15 protein-coding genes are annotated in these 20,866 nt (G+C 71.5%); 10 read left to right on the top strand and 5 right to left on the bottom strand.

Annotation, left to right across the window (positions count from 1 at the left end):
* The first annotated feature begins 64 nt into the window (after nucleotides 1-64).
* Nucleotides 65-2,074 (top strand): DUF1996 domain-containing protein, encoded by a 2,010-nt coding sequence (locus ACIP64_RS09350; protein ID WP_401583807.1) that lies wholly within the window; start codon nucleotides 65-67, stop codon nucleotides 2,072-2,074.
* Nucleotides 2,075-2,223: 149 nt separating this feature from the next.
* On the opposite strand, the gene ACIP64_RS09345 is transcribed toward ACIP64_RS09350, so the two are convergent.
* Together ACIP64_RS09345 and ACIP64_RS09340 are read right to left on the bottom strand one after the other, a co-directional pair.
* Nucleotides 2,224-2,631: a DUF5958 family protein gene (locus ACIP64_RS09345; RefSeq protein WP_401583353.1), complete on the bottom strand. Its 408-nt coding sequence runs from the start codon at nucleotides 2,629-2,631 to the stop codon at nucleotides 2,224-2,226.
* Between the two features lie 197 nt (nucleotides 2,632-2,828).
* Entirely contained in the window at nucleotides 2,829-3,674 is an 846-nt protein-coding gene (locus tag ACIP64_RS09340; RefSeq protein WP_401583351.1) for a class I SAM-dependent methyltransferase, read from the bottom strand.
* Between the two features lie 235 nt (nucleotides 3,675-3,909).
* Here ACIP64_RS09340 and ACIP64_RS09335 point away from each other — a divergent pair, with 235 nt between their 5' ends.
* Nucleotides 3,910-7,251 (top strand): S8 family peptidase, encoded by a 3,342-nt coding sequence (locus ACIP64_RS09335; protein ID WP_401583349.1) that lies wholly within the window; start codon nucleotides 3,910-3,912, stop codon nucleotides 7,249-7,251.
* Between the two features lie 66 nt (nucleotides 7,252-7,317).
* Here ACIP64_RS09335 and ACIP64_RS09330 read toward each other — a convergent pair whose 3' ends face one another.
* On the bottom strand, nucleotides 7,318-8,976 hold the full coding sequence (locus tag ACIP64_RS09330; protein WP_401583348.1) for a PQQ-binding-like beta-propeller repeat protein: 1,659 nt from the start codon (nucleotides 8,974-8,976) through the stop codon (nucleotides 7,318-7,320).
* Between the two features lie 134 nt (nucleotides 8,977-9,110).
* Nucleotides 9,111-10,109, bottom strand: coding sequence for a glycoside hydrolase family 26 protein (locus ACIP64_RS09325; protein ID WP_401583347.1), 999 nt, complete (start codon nucleotides 10,107-10,109; stop codon nucleotides 9,111-9,113).
* A 220-nt stretch (nucleotides 10,110-10,329) separates the two neighbouring features.
* On the opposite strand from ACIP64_RS09325, the gene ACIP64_RS09320 reads away from it, so the two are divergent.
* The 7 genes from ACIP64_RS09320 (at nucleotide 10,330) to ACIP64_RS09290 (ending at nucleotide 19,080) form a co-directional block, all read left to right on the top strand.
* The gene (locus ACIP64_RS09320) at nucleotides 10,330-10,656 is read left to right on the top strand and encodes a hypothetical protein (RefSeq protein WP_401583345.1); all 327 of its coding nucleotides are present in this window, start codon (nucleotides 10,330-10,332) and stop codon (nucleotides 10,654-10,656) included.
* Between the two features lie 44 nt (nucleotides 10,657-10,700).
* Nucleotides 10,701-12,869 carry a bifunctional polysaccharide deacetylase/glycosyltransferase family 2 protein gene (locus ACIP64_RS09315; RefSeq protein ID WP_401583344.1) on the top strand — a complete coding sequence of 723 codons (2,169 nt, stop codon included), beginning with the start codon at nucleotides 10,701-10,703 and terminating at the stop codon, nucleotides 12,867-12,869.
* Nucleotides 12,866-14,104 (top strand): acyltransferase, encoded by a 1,239-nt coding sequence (locus ACIP64_RS09310; RefSeq protein ID WP_401583343.1) that lies wholly within the window; start codon nucleotides 12,866-12,868, stop codon nucleotides 14,102-14,104. The genes ACIP64_RS09315 and ACIP64_RS09310 overlap by 4 nt, the downstream gene beginning before the upstream one ends.
* A 594-nt stretch (nucleotides 14,105-14,698) precedes the next feature.
* On the top strand, nucleotides 14,699-15,079 hold the full coding sequence (locus ACIP64_RS09305) for a hypothetical protein (protein WP_401583342.1): 381 nt from the start codon (nucleotides 14,699-14,701) through the stop codon (nucleotides 15,077-15,079).
* Between the two features lie 418 nt (nucleotides 15,080-15,497).
* Entirely contained in the window at nucleotides 15,498-16,511 is a 1,014-nt protein-coding gene (locus ACIP64_RS09300; protein WP_401583340.1) for a polyprenyl synthetase family protein, read from the top strand.
* On the top strand, nucleotides 16,508-17,716 hold the full coding sequence (locus tag ACIP64_RS09295; protein ID WP_401583338.1) for a glutamate dehydrogenase: 1,209 nt from the start codon (nucleotides 16,508-16,510) through the stop codon (nucleotides 17,714-17,716). The genes ACIP64_RS09300 and ACIP64_RS09295 overlap by 4 nt, the downstream gene beginning before the upstream one ends.
* A complete protein-coding gene (locus tag ACIP64_RS09290; RefSeq protein WP_401583336.1) occupies nucleotides 17,713-19,080 on the top strand; it encodes a cytochrome P450 in 1,368 nt (455 codons plus the stop codon). Before ACIP64_RS09295 ends, ACIP64_RS09290 begins: the two co-directional genes overlap by 4 nt.
* A gap of 6 nt (nucleotides 19,081-19,086) precedes the next feature.
* Here the strand turns inward: ACIP64_RS09290 and ACIP64_RS09285 are convergent, their stop codons facing one another.
* Nucleotides 19,087-19,686 carry a TetR/AcrR family transcriptional regulator gene (locus ACIP64_RS09285; RefSeq protein ID WP_401583335.1) on the bottom strand — a complete coding sequence of 200 codons (600 nt, stop codon included), beginning with the start codon at nucleotides 19,684-19,686 and terminating at the stop codon, nucleotides 19,087-19,089.
* A gap of 182 nt (nucleotides 19,687-19,868) precedes the next feature.
* Between ACIP64_RS09285 and ACIP64_RS09280 the strand changes: the two genes are divergently transcribed.
* A complete protein-coding gene (locus ACIP64_RS09280; RefSeq protein WP_401583334.1) occupies nucleotides 19,869-20,807 on the top strand; it encodes an SDR family NAD(P)-dependent oxidoreductase in 939 nt (312 codons plus the stop codon).
* Nucleotides 20,808-20,866: the final 59 nt, after the last annotated feature.

The following is a 20,866-nucleotide window of genomic DNA, read 5'->3' as shown; positions in this document are numbered from 1 at the left end:
GGGACGCAACACGCGCAGACGCGCAACCGGCACGCGGAGCGGCACTTTTGTGGCCGTCGCCCTGATGCTGGGAGGCGGGGTACTGGTCACGGCGAATGTCTTCGCCTCCGCGACCGAGGGTGACGCGAGCGGCACTCCGGACGCGCAGACGGTCTCCGCGGCGCCGCAGGCCTTCACTGTCGACTGCCCGGACGTGGGCAACGCGCTGACCTCGGTGCCGGACGGCGCGAGGGAGGACGTCGACAAGGAACTCGCCGCTCTGGACGGGCAGATCGCCGAGGCCTACCAGCGGCTGAAGGACACGTCGGCCGCCCAGCAGCAGGACGCCGCCTTCACCGACAACGCGATCCTGGGCCCGCTGAAGGAGAAGCGCGCCGCGACGATCGCGCGCATCCTGGAGGCCATCGACCGCGTCGGGGACCGCCCGCAGGGCGTCGAGGACCTCGCGGCCTGCGGTCTGCGCGCGCCCGAGACCCAGAGCCCGCCCGCCGACGGGCAGCCGACCGCACCGGCCGGGGACCAGAACAGCCAGGGGGCTCCGGGCGACCAGGGCGGGGGAGACCAGGGCCAGGCCGACCAGGGGGGCCAGGGCGGGAACGGCCCGGTCGCGGCGGACTACGCCGACATCATGAGCGTCCCCTCGGACGCGCCGCGCACCCCGCGGCCGTCGGACGCCTCGCCCGGCACGTTCACCACCGCCTGCGGAGTGAACGCGGGCGGCCTGTTCAACTCGGACAACATCATCGTGGCGCCCGGCGTGACCAACGGCGCCCACCACTTCCACGACTACGTGGGCAACCAGGCCAACAACGGCCTGGCCACCATCGACGACCTGGCGAAGGCCGACACGAGCTGCCAGGACCAGGGCGACAGGTCGTCGTACTACTGGCCCGTGCTGCGGCTGCAGAACGGCACCAAGGAGCGGGATGCCGACGCACCGGGCGGCGGCACCGAGGGCAACGCGGGTCAGATCGTCACCCCCAAGGAGGTCACCCTCACCTTCGTCGGCAACCCGCTGACCAAGGTCACGCCCATGCCGCGCCTGCTGCGCATCATCACCGGCGATGCCAAGGCGTTCGTCAACGGCCCCGCGAACGCGAACGCGTCGTGGAGTTGCACGGGTCATGAGGACCGGCAGCTGAAGGACAAGTACCCGCTGTGCCCCAGCGGCAGTGACGTGGTGCGGACCTTCCGGTTCCAGAGCTGCTGGGACGGACGGAACGTCGACAGCGCCAACCACCGCACGCACGTGGCGTTCGCCGACCCCGCGGGCAACTGCCCGCAGGGGTTCGAGGCCATCCCGCAGCTGGTCCAGCGCATCGTCTACGACGTCGACGCGCCGAGCCTGGCGGACGGCGGGCGCAGCGTCCCGCTGTTCGCGGTCGACTCCTTCCCGGAGAACCTGCACAAGCCGATCACCGACCACGGCGACTTCATCAACATCTTCGACGAGAAGCTGATGCAGGAGGCGGCCGACTGCATCAACGAGGGCCGCACCTGCGGCGTCGGCGGGCAGCCGACCGAGGAGCCCTCGGACCAGCCGACGGCGTCGGAGCAGCCGACGGACGAGCCCCCGGCGTCCGAGGAGCCGACGCAGGAACCGCCCGCGTCGGACGAGCCGCCGTCCGGCACGGTGGCCGGCGGTGACGGCGGTGACGGCGGCGACAACGGGCAGAACCACGGCGGTCACGGCAACCATGGCTACGGCACGCAGCCTTCGACGGGCGCCCCGCAGGACGGGCAGCCCGGGGACGACGCACCCGGCGTCCCGGCCACCGTGACGCCCAAGGCCGACGCGACGCCCCCGGCGTCCCAGGGCGCGGGCGCGACGGAGGCCCCGGCGGCCGGGGCCCCGGAGGAGCACGAGCACCACGACGACCAGGCGGGCGCAGGTTCCGCCGGGCAGACCCAGGCCGCCGTGCCGGCCCCGAGCCCTGCGGGACAGGCCGGCCGGCAGGAGATCAGCGGCGGCCTCGCCAACACGGGGGCCAACCTGTGGCCGGCGGCGCTCGGAGCGGTCCTCGCGATCGCGGGATTCGTCCTGCTCCGCAGCGTGAAGCGCGGTTCCCGCTGACGGAGTCCTGAACGTCCGCGACCCAAGTCCCCCTGGCGCGTCGGCACATCGCTGCCGGCCCGCCAGGGGGACCGCCGCGTCCGACGACCTCGTCGCGGCACGTGGCAGTGCCGATGTGGTGCACCGCGTTCACCTGAGCGATGCCGACGTCATTCCCCGGACGCCGGCGCCGGACGGGCCTGGTGCCACGCGTGGGAGCACCCGGTGGAGCAGAATCGCTCCCGGCGGCGCTTGTCGGCCACTCCCAACAGGGCGACCAGCAGCCGGAATGCCTTCACGCGCTCGTCCTGCGGCAGATTGATGATCTTCGTCAGCTGCTCGGGCAGCCGCCCGCGTGTGATCAGGACGGCCGGAGTGTGCGTCGGCCGGATGCCGGCCAGACGCACACTTTCCGCGCCGTCCTCCACCGTCGCGCGGGCCTGAAGGCAGAACCCGCTGAGGTCCCGCAGTACCTCGAACTGCTCGTCGGCGGGCAAGCCGTTGAACCATTCGACCCCGCGTGCGAGTGGACGCAGTCCCTGCGCGAGTTCGTTCAGCCCGGCTGTGCGCTCGTCCATCGGCCCACCCCGTTGATTCGACTCGGACTCGCCACCTCTGCGGCTATCGAAGCAGATCCGCGGCATGACCGAATTCCCGGTCCGCGCGCACGGATTCCGCGGCGCCCTACGTGCGGCCTGCGGCCAGGAGGCTGCCGCCGTGCACGGTCAACTCGCCCGCGATGACGGGTGCCGCGCGGGGCGGCGGTGCGGAAGGGTCAGGCGGTCGGCGTCCGCCAGATGACGCATTCAGTGCTCGGCCGGCGTTCGCTGAAGCGGCCCGAGGCGGAGGCCTCCCACAGCAGTGCGCGCAGCTCGCTCTCGAAGTCGCCCCGGCGCGCACCGAACAAGTGCGGCGCCGAGTACGACATCGAGAACACCCAGGCGACGACGTCGTCGCAGGTGCGTTCAAGTGCCTGCCCGCCGGGGACGATCCGGCGCCGCGGGCCGCGGAACCCCGCGCGGGCCAGAACCGCGGCCTCGCCGCCGGGTGTTCCCTGGGGCAGCGTCCCCCGGCCGGCGCGCCGGACCGGACCGAGCCGGCGCGCGACCAGTTCCCCGATGGCCGCGTAGGGCACGGGCGGATGCGGGAGGCCGTCCAGCGGCCAGGACTCGTTCTTCGCGTCGGACACGTGCGCCAGCGCCCCGCCGGGCACGAGCATGTCCCGGACGGCGGCCGCCACCAGTTCCTGGTCCATCCAGTGGAAGGACTGGCCGAAGGCCGCGACGGTGAACGTACCCAGTCCCGCGGGCAGTTCCTCGGCGCGGGCGCGGACCCAGCGGGTCCTGTCGCGCAGGCCGAGTCCGGCGGCGCCGCGCTCGGCCTCGGCGATCATCCCGCCGTCCGGGTCGAGGCCGACGGTCTCACCGAACAGGTGCGCCAAGTCCAGGGCGAGGGTGCCCGGCCCGCAGCCCATGTCGATGAGGCGGCCGTGGCCGTCGAGCGCGAGTTCCTCGGCGAGGGCGTCCACCAGCCCGGGGGCGTAGGGGAGCCGTCCGCGCCGGTAGTACGGGGCGGATCCCGAGAACAGGGTGTCGTCCCATTCCCAGTCGGTTGCCGGCATGTTCGTCCACCGCCTCGACCGGGATCCGGGGCCACTCGGCTGCCGATGATTCCACCGCTGCGCCCGGCTCCGCAATCGCGCCGGCCGACGGGGTCCTCGTTGACAGGTCTGCGTCGGACCAGCATCATCATCATTCCACTAATCAGATAGCTAAATGGTGAAGCGGGTGGGCCGCACGCGGCTCGCCCGGAGAAACCCGGCGAAACCCGAAGAAACCCGAAGAGAGAGGCATGTCTTGGAACGCAAGAGACGAGCGACAGGAGCCGCGGTCGCCCTCGCCCTGGCCACCGCCCTGCTGAGCGGTACGCCCACGGTCGTCGAGGCCGCCCCCGCCGACGCGGGACCGGGCGCGGGACCCGGGCCGCTGCCGGGCACCGGCAGGACGGTCACCCTCGTCACCGGTGACAAGGCGGTCCTGGACGCCGATGGAAAGGTCGTCGGCATGAGGCCCGCAAAGGGCCGCGAAGGCACCGGGTTCCGTATATCCCGGGCCGCCGACGGGGACACCTACGCCATACCGGGCGACGCCGAGCGGCTGGTCGCCGACGGCACCGTCGACCGGCGGCTGTTCGACGTGACACGCCTGGTGGGTCTGGGGTACGACGACGCCTCGCGGTCCGATCTGCCGCTCATCGTCACCTACCCCAAGGGGCGGTCCCTCGCGGCGCGTTCGCTGTCCGGCTCCGGCGCGACGGTCAGCAGGGACCTCCCCAGCGTCAACGGCGACGCCCTGCGGGCCCGCAAGTCCGAGGCCGCGACCCTGTGGCGGACCCTCACCGGTGCCGCCGCGCCGACCGGCCGCGCGGTCGCCGCCGGCCCGGCCAAGGCCGCGAGGATCTGGCTCGACGGCAAGGTGAAGGCGAGCCTGGACCGCAGCACGGCGCAGATCGGCGCCCCCGAGGCATGGGCCGCGGGCTACGACGGCAAGGGGGTCACCGTCGCGGTCCTCGACACCGGGGTGGACGCCACCCACCCGGACCTGAAGGACCGTATCGACGCCCAGAAGAACTTCTCCGGCACGCCGGACACCGTGGACCATGTCGGCCACGGCACCCATGTGGCCTCGATCGTGGCGGGGTCCGGGGCCCGGTCGGGCGGGAAGTACAAGGGTGTCGCGCCCGGCGCCCGCCTGATCATCGGCAAGGTGCTCGACGACACCGGCGAGGGCGACGAGTCCGGCATCATCGCCGGCATGCAGTGGGCCGTCGCCCAGGGCGCGAAGGTGGTCAACCTCAGCCTCGGCGGCCCGGACACCCCGGAGACCGATCCGGTCGAGCAGGCCGTGGACGAGCTGTCGGCCTCGTCGGGCGCCCTCTTCGTGATCGCAGCGGGCAACAGCGGCCCCGGCGCTTCCACCATCGGCTCCCCGGGCAGTGCCGCGGCCGCGCTCACCGTCGGCGCGGTGGACCGTGACGACACCATCGCTGACTTCTCCAGCCGCGGCCCCGCCGCGGACGGGACCCTCAAGCCGGACCTCACCGCTCCTGGCGTGGACATCGTCGCCGCGCACGCGGCCGAGGGCGTCGAGGGCGACCCGGCGGCCGACGGCTACGTCTCGATGAGCGGTACGTCGATGGCCACCCCGCACGTGGCGGGTGCCGCCGCGATCATCGCCCAAGAGCACCCGGACTGGAACGGCGAGCGGATCAAGGCCGTCCTCACCGGTTCCGCCGAACCGGCCGCGGGCGTCTCCGCCTTCGTGCAGGGCACCGGCCGCACCGACCTCGGCCGCGCTGTGGTCCAGCAGGTGACCTCGGGTCCCGCGCTGGGCTTCGGCATCGCGCAGTGGCCGCACGCCGACGACCGGCCCGTCACCAAGGAGCTCACCTACCGCAACGACGGCGACCGGCCGGTCACCCTCGACCTGGCGGCGGACGCGCGCGGGGACGACGGAAAGCCCGCCCCCGACGGCATGTTCACCGTGACGCCGCAGCGGCTCACCGTCCCGGCCGGCGGCACCGCGACCGCCTCCGTGACCGCCGACACCCGCGTGGGCACGGCCGACGGCGCGTTCGGCGGCGCCGTCACCGCGACCGCCGGGGAGACCACCGTCCGGACCGCCATCGGTGTCGACCGCGAGCCCGAGTCGTACAACCTCACGGTCAAGCACCTCGATCTGCACGGCAGGCCGACCGGCCTGTCCGCGACGGGTGTGTACGCCCTCGACGGCGACCTCTGGCAGGACTACTCCGACGACGCGGACGGCGAGTTCACGGTGCGGCTGCCCGCGGGGCGCTACGCCCTCGAAGGCCGCATCTACCCCGAGTCCGACCCCGCCGGCGGCCGGCTGTCGCTGCTGGTCCAGCCGAAGTTCGCGCTGACCCGCGACACGACCCTGGTGATGGATGCCCGCAAGGCCGAGCCGGTGCGCATCACGGTGCCCGACCGCGCCGCCGTGCACACCGGCGCCGTCTTCGACTTCGGCGTCGCGAACGGCGGATCCGGCTACATGTCCACGTACGACATCGGCGACTTCGCCAAGCTGCGGGTCGGGCAGCTCGGCGCCCGGCTGCCGGCCGGCGAGGCGTTCGCGCAGTACAACGGCACGTGGAGCCACGGCGCGGTGGACTACCGGCCCGCCTGGAACCGTACCGGCGACCTGGCCGGGTTCACCGCGAACCTTCGGCCGCAGGACTTCGCCAGGATCGCGCTGACCGTCGGCGAGCCCGCCGCGGGCAAGTCCATGAGCCTGGTTGCCGCGCCCCGGATGCCGGGCGACTCCTGGTACGCCGCGTCCGTGGAGGAGGGCTCCCTGCCGCGCGCCGGCACCGAGTACGTCCTGCCGGGCGTGAAGTGGCAGTTCGCCGTCTATCAGTCGGGCGCCCCGGACGCGTCGGGGGAGCCGCAGTGGGACGGCGGGCAGACCGACACCGCGGCCAGGTCCTACAGCGCGGGCAAGACGTACACGCAGCGCTTCAACTTCGGCGTCTTCGGCCCGCACCTGATCCGTTCGGGAGACCACCCGGCGGGCGCGACCCGTCGCGGTGACATTTTCACCGCCCGTGTGCCGCTCTTCTCCGACGGCGCGGGCCACGCCGGCGACTCGGTGTACAGCAGGGCCAGGAGCGCGCTGTACGCCGACGGCAGGCCGGTGTTCACCTCGGACGCGCCCCTGGACGGTACGGCGGCCACTCTCCCCGCCGGGCGTCGCACCTATCGGCTCACCACCGATGTCTCCCGCCCCGCCGCCCTCTCCGCGGTCAGCACCCGGGTGACCGCCGAGTGGACCTTCCGCTCCACCCATGTGGGCGGGGACACCGGGAAATGGCTGCCGCTGTCGGCGGTGCGCTTCACGCCCCGGCTGACAACGGCCAGTACCGCCAGGGCGGGCGCGGTCTTCACCGTCCCGTTCACGATCGAGGGCGCGGCCACCGCGCGCACCGTGCGCTCCCTGCGGTTCGCGGTGTCCTACGACGACGGCAGGACCTGGAGGCCGGCCAGGGCCGTCGACGGCAAGCGGCTCGAACTGCGTCACCCCGCCCGTCCCGGAACCGTCTCGCTGCGCGTGACGTTCACGGACACCGACGGCAACTCGGCCAAGGAGACGGTCTACCGCGCCTACCGCACCACCAAGTAGGCGCGCAGCCGCCCCACTTCACGTGCGGGCCCCGGGCCGCCGGCCCGGGGCCCGCACGTTCCGGGTTCACCGGAACATCCGGGCCCCGCCGTTCCTGCCCTGCGCGCCGAGTTCCAGCACTCCGCCGTCGTCCGGCAGCACGTACACGGTGCCGGTGCCGACGACGCCGGAGCCGGCGACCTCGGGCGGCAGGGCCGCGACAGGCGTGACCTCGCCGGTGCGCGGCTCCAGCCGGACCAGCTGCGGGGATCCGGCGGAGGACACCGCGTACACCGCGTCGTCCCCCGCCACCGCGGTGGCCAGCGCGGCCGAGTGCAGGGTCCAGAGCTTTGCGCCGGTGGTGACGTCGAACGCGTCGACCTCCAGGTGGTCCGCGCCCAGTGCCGGGGTGACCAGGACGTCCCCGACGAGCCGGGCGGAGTGGTCGGCGTCCGTGTCGTTCCCGGTCATGGTCTGGGAGTCGCCCACCGCCAGCTTGCGGCTGCCGCCCGAGGCGGTGAAGACCCGGGTGCTGTCCTCGTCCGGGGTGTGCAGGGAGGCGATGAGGGGCGAGCCGGAGAAGGCGTGCAGCACATCGGTGTGCGTGCGCTGCCGGTGGGCCCAGAGCAGTTTTCCGGTCCTGCCGTCGAAGGCGCGCAGCGTGAACTGGTCGGCGTGGTCGGCGCAGTAGTCGTCCACGAGCACGACGCCCGCGCTGCCCGACGCCCGGACGTTGCAGTAGTCGCCCCGGGCGCGGTAGCCCCACACGGTGCGGCCGGTGCGGATGTCGAGACCGCCGAGGAAGTTGCCGCTCACGATCGTGGCGACCTCGCCCTGGAGGTAGGTGCGGGCGGACGTCGCCGTGCGGTGCCCGCGGTCGACCAGGGGACTGGTCCACAGGATCCGGCCGGTGGCCGCGTCGACGCCCGCCAGCGACGTGCAGGAGTTGGCGTCCGTGCCGAACGCGACCGTCCCGGTCCCGTTCTTGGACAGCGTCGGGGACATGGCGCAGGGGACCCCTGCCGCCGACCGGGGAAGGGAGGCCTTCCACGCCTCGCTGCCGTCGGACAGGCGGTAGGCCCTGATGCCGCCGCGGGTGCTCGCCCGGATCAGCAGCTCGCGGGTGACCCAGCTTCCGACGAGGGTGTCGTCGGCGGCCGGCGCGGGCACCTGCCACACCTGGGTGAGCTGCCGGGACGCGAGCGGCGGGGCGTCCTTGCGGTCCAGGGCGACGGCGGTGGCCCCACCGGCCACGAGCACGGCGAGGGTGAGCGCGATGCCGGCCGCGCGCCTGCCCCTGCGGGGGGCGCGCGCAGGCCCGGTGCGTACCGGTACGGGCAGCGGCGCGGACTGCGCGGCCGCCGGGACCGCTTCGGCCGCGGGCCGCGGAACGACGACGCCGGACGAGGGCTCCGCCCACTCGGGGGGCAGTGCCCAGCCGCCCGCCTGCTGCCCGGAGTCCGTCCAGGCACCGTGCGGTTCGCCGGCACCCGGCGCGGGGTCCGGGTCGGGCCAGGGGTGCTCGGGTACGGGCGGGGCGGCGCTGCGGGCGTCCTGGTCGTAGGGGTCCTGCGGCAGCCGGCGGGAGTTGCGGTGCTGCGGTTCGCCAGGGCGTGCCGGCCAGGCCTCCCAGGGCTCCCTCGCCGCTTGGGCGGGGTCAGGTTCGCCGTGCCCGGGCGGCGGCCAGGAACCCCGGCCCGGGTACTCCCGCGGAACACCCCGTTCCGGCGGCCCTTCCGTCGTCATCCGCGTACTTCCGCTCTGCTCGGTCTGGGTCTGGGTCTGGGTCTCGGTTCTCGTGTCGTGGCCTCGGCCGCCCCGACACGTCGTCGCGGAGGCGCACCGGCCGCGCGTGCGTCCGGCCGGTCCGCCTCCCGGGCTCAGTCGTCCTTGACCGGATGGCCGAAGCCGGCCCGCTCGGACTCCACGCGGAAGGCGGCCTGCGCGCCCACCGATGTGTCGATCCGCCAGTCCATCGGCAGCGAACTGCCCGGCCAGTTCTTGCGCTGGTCGTACCAGACCAGTCCGATGACGTCCGCCTTCGCGGCCCCCACGAACAGGTCGCGGATCTGCTGCTCCTTGCGGCCGCTCTCCGCCACACCGGTCTCGGTGATCAGCACCGGGCGGTCGGCGAAGCGCGCGATCTCGCGGAGCGTCGGCGCGAACAGGCTGGCGAAGGCGGCACCGTCGACCGGCCCGTAGTAGCCGATGACACCGGCCCAGTCGACGTAGGCGTCGCCCGGGTAGTAGGGACGCAGCGGGGCCCGGGAGCCGGAGTCCACCACATGCGGGCTCCACACCCAGATCACGTTCTTCGCGCCGGCGCCCCGGACGACGTCGTGGACGTGCCGCCAGGCCGCGACGAAGTCGGCGGCGGTGGCGTGGCCCGGCCCCCAGGAGTTCCAGGGGCTGTTCATCTCACCGGCGAAGGACAGCGCGAGCGGCCCGTCGTAGGCCGCGACCTGGCGTGCGAAACGGCGGATCCAGGCGTCGTCCGCGCCCTGGGCGATGTCGGACAGCGCCGTGTCGGAAGGCGTCAGCTCCAGCATCGGGAGCTGCCCGTGCTTCCAGAGGAAGGCGTTGCCCTCCGGGTCGAAGTCCTCGCCCCAGGACCCGTAGTACTCGCGGATGTCGGGGGCGCGTCCCGCCTGCTTGGTGAAGGTGGTGACGATGCCGTACTGCCAGGGGGTCTTGTCGTCGACGACGCCCAGCATCCGGCCGGCGGGGTGCCGCAACGAGGAGACGTCGAAGGGCGTTGCCGGGGCGCTGGGGGAGGCTCCGTCGGCGGCCTCGCCGCCGCACGCGCACGCGAGGACCGCGACGCCGGCCGCGAGTGCCGCGGCGGCCGCCAGACGGCCGAAGCGGTGGGTGCTGGGCATACGAGGCGTTCCGATCCGGCAGGCGGAGAAGTGCTTGACCACCGGGAGTGTAGGAGACCCGCGAGGGGATCTACACATTTTCATTTCAGTAAGATCACATAGTTGGGCAGGGGATCCGGCAAATCGAACATATAGTCCGCTATTCGCCGCCGCGTTGGACTAAGTTCTGCATCCGACCCCTCGCGCGGCGACGCGTTCACGGAAAGCCCGAGGTCCTCCAGTGACCAGCACGCTCACCAAGGCCGAGACCTCGCCCGTCTTCGTCGACCGGACGGGGCGCCGCGGACGGCGGTTGCGCGGCCTCGGCTGGCTGCTGGGCCTCGTCCTCGTCGGTTTCGTCCTGGCCATGATCTCGGGTCTCGTCGGAACCCAGTCGCACGCGCCGGCCTTCTCGATCCCGTCCACCGCGGACACCGCGGAACCCGGACAGTACGTCAACGCACCGCTCCCGTCGGCGCCGCTGGGAGCCCGTCCCGCGACCGGCGCCCCGAGCGCCGACGGCGGCGAGGCGGCCACCCCCACCGGGGCCCCCGCCTCGGCCCCGTGACAGCCCGACGTCCCGACCGCAGCACGCGACACACCAGGAAATCCATGTCACGCCACCAGCGCCAACGGCAGTCCCTTCTGCGGCCGCGCCGACTCGCCGCACCACCGCTGCGCTTCTTCCTGCCGGTGACCGTCCTGGCGACCCTGCTGGCGCTGCTCGTGCTCCGCGGCATGGCCGGCAACGAGGTCTTCCACGACGAGCGCATCGCGGTCTCCGTCGACAAGGACGCGGTGCCCCGCAGCGTGCTCGTCGGCGGTCCGCTGGTCGACGCACGCGGCGCCAGGAACGACAAGCCGGTCAGCTACGCGATCCCCGACAAGACCGTCGTGCTCAGCTTCGACGACGGCCCGTCCACCCAGTGGACTCCCAAGATCCTCAAGGTGCTCGAGCAGCACGACGTCCGCGCGGACTTCTTCGTCACCGGCGCCATGACCACCCACAACCCGGCGCTGATCCGCAAGATCGTGGCCGGCGGCCACGAGATCGGCCTGCACACCTTCACCCACCCCGACCTCGCGCTGCACTCCGGGACCCGGCTCACCTGGGAACTCGGCGAGACCCAGCTCGCCCTCGCGGGCGTCGCGGGCATCCACTCCAGCCTCTTCCGGCCGCCCTACTCGTCCACGGCCGACGCCCTCGACGACTGGTCCTGGCCGGTGACCAAGGACGTCGGCGCGCACGGCTACCTGACCGCCTTCATCGACAAGGACACCGACGACTGGAAGCGTCCCGGTGTCGACGCCATCGTCAAGGCCGCCCTGCCCGACCTGGCCGGGCAGGGCGAGATGATCCTGCTGCACGACGCCGGCGGCGACCGGTCGCAGACGCTGGCCGCGCTCCCGATCATCATCGACAAACTCAAGGCCGAGGGCTACCAGTTCGAGACCATCAGCGAGGCGCTCGGCACAGCCCCCGCGAACACCCCGGTCACCGGCTACGACTTGTGGGCCGGCAAGGCGTTCCTGTGGTGCACCGCCTTCTCGATGAAGGTGATGCCCTTCCTGGTCGTGCTGCTCGCCGTCGTCGGGGTCCTGGTCTTCGCCCGCTTCGCGCTGATGCTCGTGCTCTCGCTCATCCACGTACGGCGGACCCGCAGGCCCGGCTTCTCCTGGGGGCCCGCGGTGACCGAACGCGTCAGCGTGATCGTGCCCGCGTACAACGAGCAGGAGTGCATCACCAACACGCTGCTCTCACTGGCCAGGAGCGACCACCCCATCGAGGTCATCGTCGTCGACGACGGGTCGACCGACGACACGGCGGCCATCGTGGAGAGCATGGACCTGCCGATCGTCCGGCTCATCCGCCAGCCCAACAGCGGCAAGCCCGCGGCCCTCAACACCGGCGTGGCCGCCGCGTCGAGCGAACTCGTCGTGATGATGGACGGCGACACCGTCTTCGAACCCGGCACCGTCCGTGAACTGGTGCAGCCCTTCGCCGATCCCCGCATCGGCGCGGTGGCCGGCAACGCCAAGGTCGGCAACCGGGACACCCTGATCGGTGCCTGGCAGCACATCGAGTACGTCATGGGCTTCAACCTCGACCGCCGCATGTACGACGTGCTCGACTGCATGCCGACCATCCCCGGAGCGGTCGGCGCGTTCCGCCGCAGCGCCCTGGACGCGGTGGGCGGCATGAGCGACGACACGCTCGCCGAGGACACCGACGTGACCATGGCGCTGCACCGCGGCGGGTGGAAGATCGTCTACGTCGAGAACGCCCGGGCCTGGACCGAGGCGCCCGGCAGTATGAGCCAGCTGTGGTCCCAGCGCTACCGCTGGAGCTACGGCACGATGCAGGCGATGTGGAAGCACCGCCACGCGGTCCTGGAACGCGGCGCCGCCGGCCGCTTCGGGCGCGTCGGCCTGCCCTTCGTCGCCCTGTTCATGGTGCTCACCCCCCTGCTCGCGCCCGCCATCGACATCGCGATGGTGTACGGGGTGTTCTTCGTCGACCCGGCCAAGAGCCTGGGCGCCTGGCTCGCGGTCCTGACCCTCCAGGGCTTCTGCGCCTGGTGGTCCTTCCACCTGGACCGCGAGAAACCCTGGCACCTGATCACGCTGCCCGTGCAGCAGGTGGTCTACCGCGTGCTGATGTACATGGTCCTGCTCCAGTCCTGGATCACCGCCCTGACCGGCGGCCGGCTGCGCTGGCAGAAGCTGCGGCGCACCGGCGAGGTCGGCCTCGACGTCACCACCTCGGAGATACCGGCATGAGCGCGGTCAACTTCGGCGCACCCGGCGTCGACGAATCCTCGAAGACGCTGACGCTCCGCGTCCCCCACCTTCCCGAACTCGCGGAATCGCCCCCGAAGCCGGGTGGCCGGGACCGCTACCTCGACCTGCTGCGCGCGCTGGCCCTGGTCCGCGTCGTGATCTACCACAACTTCAGCTGGACCTGGCTGCCCCTGGTCTTCCCCTCCATGGGCGTGATGTTCGCGCTGGCGGGATCGCTGATGGCGCGGTCGCTCAGCCGCCCGGCGCTCAGCGTCATCCGCAGCCGCGTCAGGCGCCTGCTGCCCCCGATGTGGCTGTTCGGCGCCGTCGTGGTGACCGCCATGATCATCGACGGCTGGGGCCCGCACACGACCGGCCACCCCAACCGGTGGTGGGGCGAACTCGCCTTCTGGATCCTGCCGCTGAGCACACCGCCCTTCGCGGACTCCCTGCACGGCTTCGGCGGCCACCTGCCCACGACCTGGGCCGAGCAGATCACCGTCCCGCTCTGGTACCTGCGCGCCTACCTCTGGTTCGTGCTGCTGTCCCCGCTCATGCTCAAGGCGATGCGCCGGCTGCCCTGGGTCACCCTGCTCGCCCCGCTGGCACTGTCGGCACTCCTCAACTCCGGCCTGGTCGACCAGTCCGGCCGCATCATGGAGACCGCCACCGACTTCACCACCTTCGGCGCGTGCTGGCTGCTCGGCATCGCCCACCACGAAGGCCTGCTGCGCCGCATCCCGCAGTACGTCGTCCCCTCGATTGCACCGTTCGTCCTCGTCGCCGGGTACTGGTGGCTCCAGCAGCAGCCGGTGGACAACCCCCGGATCGGCGCCGACCTCGAAGCCGTTCCCCTGGCCCAGGCCATCTGGTCCTTCGGGTGCGTGCTGCTGCTCCTCCACCTCAGCCCTTCCTGGGAGCAGTGGCCGAAGCCGCTGGAGCGGTTCAACGGGGTCATCAGCCTGCTCAACTCGCGGGCCGTCACGGTCTACCTGTGGCACTGCGTGGCCCTCGTGCTCTGCGAGCCGCTGATCGACCCGCTGTGGAGCAACGGCTTCTTCTACGCCCACATGCAGTGGCTGCTGCGGAGCCAGTGGTTCCCGCTGATCGTCGCCGTCCCGCTGATCGCTCTGGCGATCGTGCTCTTCGGCTGGATGGAGGACGTCGCCGCCCGCCGCAGCCCGCGCCTCTTCCCGTACCCCCGCAAGGCCAGGGGCCGCCGCCGCCGGGGCTAGGCACTCCTGGTCCCCGGGCAGGGCGTCCGCAATGCGCCCCGCCACACGGGCGGCTTGCAGACAGCCGTCTGTCCGGGAGCCATCAGGAACAGGAGCAGACAGCCATGGCTTCATCGTTGGCGGCGATCAGGGGAGTGGAGCAGAAGCTCGGCATCCATTTTCCCCAGGACTACAGGGACTTCGTCGCTGAAGAGCCAGTTGCGACTGGCCGATGGTCGTCCACCGGTGACTACATCGCCTTGGCCCCCATTGGACGAACTGCCCGGAATCAACGAGGCGGCCGAGTTGGCGACCCGCCTCCCGGGCGCTGTGATCATCGGCGGTGACGGGAGCCGTGAGTTGCTCGTGTACGACTTCCGGCGGCAGCCCCCGCCGTTGCTGCTCGTGGACGTCTCGGCCGGGTCCTGGGCAGACGGAACCCTGCAAGCGGAATCATTGACCGCACTGTTGGGTCGGTTCCCTGAGCAGGGGTGGATCTTGGGTCAAGACGGCGTTTGATAGCTGTCGTCGAGCCGTAGGTCCGGTGTGGACCCGAGGGGGCGGCAGGACGATCAGTTCAGGAGACCGGTGAGACGGCCGGCCGGGAGGGGCGTGGTGGTGCAGGTTCTGTACAGCGGGGAGACCAGAGAGCTCGAGATCTCTGGGACGCGTCGAGAGCTCCTGGCACTCGGGCGACTGCTACGGGGGAAGAGCGGAAGCTGTGATCTCTTGGAGAACCGGCAACCCTTTCCCTATGAGAGGTCGCTGTCGAAGATCGAGTTCCGTGAGGAGCCGGAGCGCAACACTGCTTCGCTTGTCACGGAAGACCAGGCAATGAGGATCCAGGGAGGGCGAGCAGCTCTCGACCTCCTTGCCGACAACATCGAGGGCTTCGCATCCGGGGTGGACTCGAGCGGTCATTGCCACGTCGACTTTCCGGCACACGAGTACGTAGCGCCGGAGTCGGACTCTCTTGTGATTACCTTCACGAAGTGACGCTTCATGCACTCTGGCGTGGCTGAGGCGGGTCCAGAGCGGCGGATGTCTCGCCCCTTCGCGATCCTGAACCTTCGCTGCCACGACGTGGGCGGCCAGGAACGGCCGGGGGTTTCGGTGACGCCGAACCGCTTGCGGCCCTCGAATGTGTTGCTTGCGCTGTAGCCCTTGGTGACAGCCGGGACGGTGCAGGCGGTGCGGATCGGCTGTGAGTCGATGTAGCCGGCGCGCGGCTCGATTTCGCGGCCGCAGGCCGCGCCGCCTGCCATCCGCCGCGCTCCCAATGCCCCCGTACGCCCGTGCAGTCCCGTTGGCCCGGCCGCAGGCCGGGCGGCATCGTGGGGGTGTGGTGGAAACCGCTAGCCCTTCCAGAGCACCGGCGTTGGATCTTCAAGCTGTGCGGTCGAGAGTCGATGCGGTGCTGGACGACTTCTTCAGCTCCCGTCTTCGTTGTGCCGGCACGGAAGCCGAGGGGACGTTCGACCTCGCCGAGGACGTGCGCGACTTCGTCGCCCGGGGCGGGAAGCGGCTTCGTCCCACGCTGTGCGTGGTGGGCTGGCACGCCGGCGGGAAGACGGCGATCCCCGACGTCGTGCTGCGAACGGCGGCATCGCTGGAGCTGTTTCACGCCTTCGCACTGATCCACGACGACGTCATGGACCGCAGCGACCTGCGCCGCGGGGCACCGACCGTGCACCGGGCCGTGGCGGCGCGCTACCCCGATCACCCGGCTCGCGAAGACGTGGGGACAGGGGCGGCCATACTGGCGGGGAACCTGGCGCTGGTGTGGTCCGACGAGCTTCTGCACACGGCCGGCTTGTCCCCGGCCGAGCTGGCCGCGGTGATGCCGGTGATCGACGTGATGCGCACGGAGATCGTCTACGGCCAGTACCTCGATCTGACCGCGCGCGTGGACGCGTGCGACGGGGTCGAGTCGGCACTACGGGTTGCGCGCTACAAGACGGCGAAATACACCTTCGAACGGCCCTTGCACCTTGGTGCCGCCCTGGCCGGTGCCGGGGAGGGACTGCGTGCGCCACTGAGCGCCTTCGCGCTCCCGGCCGGGGAGTCCTTTCAGCTGCGTGACGACGTGCTGGGCGTCTTCGGCGCATCCGAGCAGACCGGGAAGCCGGTGCTGGACGATCTTCGCCAGGCCAAGCCGACGGTCCTGATGGCCCTGGGCTACCAGCGGGCGGACACCCGGCAGCGGCTTGTCCTCGACACCCTGCTGGGCCGGCCGGAACTCGACGAGCACGGGGCAGAGCAGGTCCGGCGTGTCCTGCGGGAAACCGGGGCCCTGGACGCTGTCGAAGACATGATCCGGCTGCGTCGTCAGCAGGCACTCCAAGCGCTGGCCGACGCGCCCTTCCCGGCACCCGCGGCCGACGCGGCCCGGAGGCTGCTGCACAGCCTCGCGGAGCGTACGGCATGACCCTGCATCACCTCATGGACACGTCCAGGGCCGCGCGGGAACGCGCGTCAGCGGAGGAGAGCACCGTGGCCGACAGCACCGCCCCCTCCGACCCGGACATCGTGATGCGACTGCCGGCGATGTACTTCCCCATGCCCTGGCGCCGCCATCCGGAGGTCGAACTGCTCGAGGAGCAAGGCCTGGCCTTCATGGAGCGGCACGGCCTGTGCCACGGTCCCGGACGCCGCGAACGGGTCGCGGGCACCAAGTCCGCGCTGTTCTTCGCGGGCAACTGCCCCGACGGTGACACGGCGCGGCTCCAGATGGCCGTGGACTGGACGTACACGATGTTCGTGTTCGACGACTTCGCCTGCGACGAGGAATCCCCGGAGGACGCCTTCTCCTTCCTGGACCTGGCCGTGCGCATCATCCGCACACTGGAGAGCCCGACCGCGGGCCTGCTGCCGCCGAAGAATCCCTTTGCCGGGCCGGTGGTGGAGCTGGCCGAGCGGCTGCACCACCTGGCCTCCGCGACCCAGCGTCGCCGCCTGGTGGACGCACACCTCTCCTGGTACCTGGGTGTGGCGTGGGAACGCGCCGCCCGCGAGCAGCATCTGATGCCCAGCCTCAACGACTACCTCTACACCCGCCTCCTGTACGTCGCGGGCTTCCCGACCCTCGCCTGGTTCCAGGTCAGCGAAGTGGACGACATCTCCGATCAGGAGATCAACGCCCCGGCCGTGCACGCGCTCACCGAGATGGCCAGCATGGTCGCCGCTCTCGACGACGACCTGTTCTCCTATGGCAAGGAACTGTGGTACGCCGCCCGGCGGCCTGCCGAGACCGGGCCTGTCCTGAATCTGGTCGGCCTTTACGAGGCCCGGCCCGGGTGCACCCAACAGGACGCCCAGAGCCAGGCCGTCGCCTTGCGCGACCGTGTCCTGGCCCGCTTCATCGAGGTTCGCGACATCGTCCAGCCGACCGCCTCCGAGCCCCTGCGCCGCTATCTGTCCAACCTGACCTGCCTCATCCGCGGCAATTACGAATGGGGCATACGGGCAGGCCGCTACACCGATCCCGACGGCCGCCACCCCGGCGCCGTACGTGTGGCGACGAGCCCCGTCGCGGACATACCCAGCGCGACCGGAGCGCCCCCGGACATCCCTTGCATCGGCTGGTGGTGGCACGCGCTGCCCGTCAACGCCTCGCCGTCGGAGCAGAAGTGAAGGACCTGCGTGCGATCCCCGCTGCCCCCCACGCGCTTCCTCTGGCCGGTCACCTGGTGCGGTTGCTGCGGGACCCGCTGGCGTTCCTGACCTCCCTGCCCGCACACGGGGACCTGGTCCGCATCCGGTTGGGGCCGCTCACCGTCGTCGTGCTCTGCGACGCGGAACTGACCCGTCACGTCCTCACCAGTGACCGCGTTTTCGACAAAGGCGGTCCCGTCTACGATCGCGCGCGGGAAGTAGCGGGCAACGGGCTCCCCACCTGTCCGTACAGCGCGCACCGTCGGCAGCGACGACTGATCCAGCCGGCGTTCCACCCTGCCCGTCTCCACAGGTACGCGGAAACCATGACGGGCTGCATCGACGAGCGCACCGCTGCCTGGCACGCCGGACAAGTCCTTGAGGTACCCACCGAGATGATGGCGATCGCCTCCCAGGCCGCGGCCGCCGCCTTCTTCTCCCACGCGTTGCCCCCGGCCGAGCTCGGCCGGATCCTCGACGATGTCGCCACCCTCATCAACGGCATGGGCCGCCGGATGCTGATGATCCCCCCGCTGGACCGGCTCCCCACCCCGAGCAACCGTTCCTACCTGCGTGCCCGTGCCCGCCTGCGCGACACCCTCGATCAGGTCGTCGCCCAGCGCCTCGCCGAGGGCACCGACCGGGGCGACCTGCTCTCGGCCCTGATCGCGGCCCGCGATCCCGAAGAGGGCGGCGGCATGAGCACCGCGGAGATCGGCGACCAGACCACCGCCTTCTTCCTGGCCGGGACAGAGACCACGGCGGCCACCGTGGGCTGGGCGCTGGACCTGCTGGCGCAGCATCCCGAGATCGAGCGGCGGGTCCACTCCGAGGTCGACACGGTCCTGGGCGGTGCCGCGGCCACTCACGCGGACTTGCCCCATCTGCCCCTGGCCGAACGTGTCATCACCGAAACGCTGCGGCTGCGCCCGCCGGGCTGGTTCATCACCCGTGTGGTGTCGGCCGACACCGAACTGGACGGGCATCTCCTGCCGGCCGGCACCACCGTCGCCTACAGCGCCTACCTCATCCACCACAGGCCCGACCTGTACGACAACCCCGAAGCCTTCGATCCCGACCGCTGGGATCCCACGCGCCCTCAGCCGCCCCGCCACGCCCTCATTCCCTTCGCGGCAGGCGCCCGCAAATGCATCGGCGACACCTTCGCCACAACCGAGGCCACCCTCGCCCTCGCGACCATCACCGCCCGCTGGCGCCTGGAACACGTCCCCGGCCACAGCGCCCGCCCCGCCCTCGCCATGACCTTGAGGCCGCGCGACCTCCGCATGCGGGCACACCCCCGTGCCGTGCCTCCGGCTCCGGGCGCGCGTTCCGCGGGGTGAGCCGCTCTACGCCTGCCCCGGCCCGCCGGGCGCGGCAGGGGGCTCGTGCCATTGGCCCAGGCCGTCGATGAGCTGCTCGATCAGGTGCGGGGGGACGGTGCTGCCCCGCATGGCGGTGTGGTAGAGGACGGGGCCGACGAGCATGGACGAGAGGTCGTGCGGGTCGGCGGACATCTCGATCTCGTGGTCGGCCACGGCCAGCGCCAGCGCGTTCCGGAGCTTCTGGTTGATGTCCTCGTGGCACGCGTCGCGCTGTGCGGCGATCTCGGGATCGCGCAGCGCGCCCTGCATCAAGGTGAGCAGGACGCCGGCGATCTGGGGCGTGGTCAGTGAGTCGGCGAGTCGTTGGAGGTGGGTCCGGAGCCACGGGCGGACCGGTGTCCGCGGGTTGTGGAAGAACGGCATGTCGATGCCGGTCATGGCGTCGTGGAGCAGATGCCCGGGCTGCGACCAGTGCCGGTACACGGTGGCGCGGCCCACGCCGGCCTTCTGGGCCACGCGTTGGTGGGTGATCGCGGCGGGGCCCTCGTCCAGCAGCAGCGAGCGGGCCGCGATCAGGATCGCGGCTCTGCTGCGTGCGGCGCGGGGGTCCGTCGGGTTGCTCACGCACCCATTCTATGAGTGCAAAGTATGAGACAGCTTGACTCGTAGACGGAGTGCCGTAGTACCGTGTGAGATGTGCGAGACAACATGTCTCATATGATGCCGACGGATGTCGCCGTCCGGCGGACCGGCCCTCTGCAGACCCTCAAACGCAGCCCCCCGCAACGGACTTCGAGGAACGCCTCATGATCCCCCCGTCTTCCCCTGTCGATCTGACCGGCAAGGTCAGCCTGGTCACCGGTGCCGCCGGTGGGATGGGCCAGGTCGTCACCACCCGGCTCGCCCGGCTGGGCAGCACCGTGCTCGCCGTCGTACGCGACCGCGAGCGGGGTGAGCAGCTGCGCAAGCGCGTTGCCGCGGACGTCGGTGCCGACCGTGTCGAGGTGCTGACCGCGGACCTCGTCTCCCAGGACGATCTGCACCGCCTGGCCGAGGAGTTCACGGCCCGGTACGGGTCCCTGCACCTGCTGGTCAACAACGCCGGCTCCCACTTCCGGCGGCGGACGGTCAACGCCGACGGGATCGAGATGCACATCGCCGTCGACTATCTCGCCGCCTTCACGCTGACGCAGCTGCTGCTCGGACCGCTGCGGGCCGGTACCCCGTCCCGGGTGGTCAACGTCGTGTCGATGGCCCTGGAGGACACCCGGATGGTCAGGCTCGGCGGCCGGCCCCGGCCGCCCCGCATCGACCCGGACCTGGACGACCTGCGGCAGCTCAATCCGGCGGCGGGCTGGAAGCCGCTCGAAGCCTATGCCCGGGCCAAGATGCTCACCCTGATGAGCGGCTACCACCTCGCGGAACTGCTGCGCGAATCCGGTGTCACGGTCAACGCGGTCCACCCCGGCCTGGTCGACACCGGCATCATCGACGACATCGCGCCCCCGGTCCTCAAACCTCTGCTGCCGCTGACCCGCCGCAGTCTCCTCACGCCCGAGCAGGGCGCCGCCGCCACCTTGAGGGCGGCCACCGCACCGGAACTGGCCGGGACGACGGGCCGCTACTTCTTTCTGGAAACAGACACCCCCTCCCCGGACTCGTCCTACGACACCGACCTGCAACGGCGCATCTGGGACGTGAGCGCCGCCCACATCGCCCGGCACGCCGGCAGCACCAAAGACTGAACGGCCCCGGCACTTCTGGGCGGCCCGGTCGCCCCTGCACTCGTCCCACCGTCCGATCG

It is taken from the genome of Streptomyces sp. NPDC088733 (assembly GCF_044751185.1).
In the GTDB taxonomy this organism is placed as follows: Bacteria; Actinomycetota; Actinomycetes; order Streptomycetales; family Streptomycetaceae; genus Actinacidiphila.
This window is presented reverse-complemented; position numbering and strand designations above follow the sequence as displayed.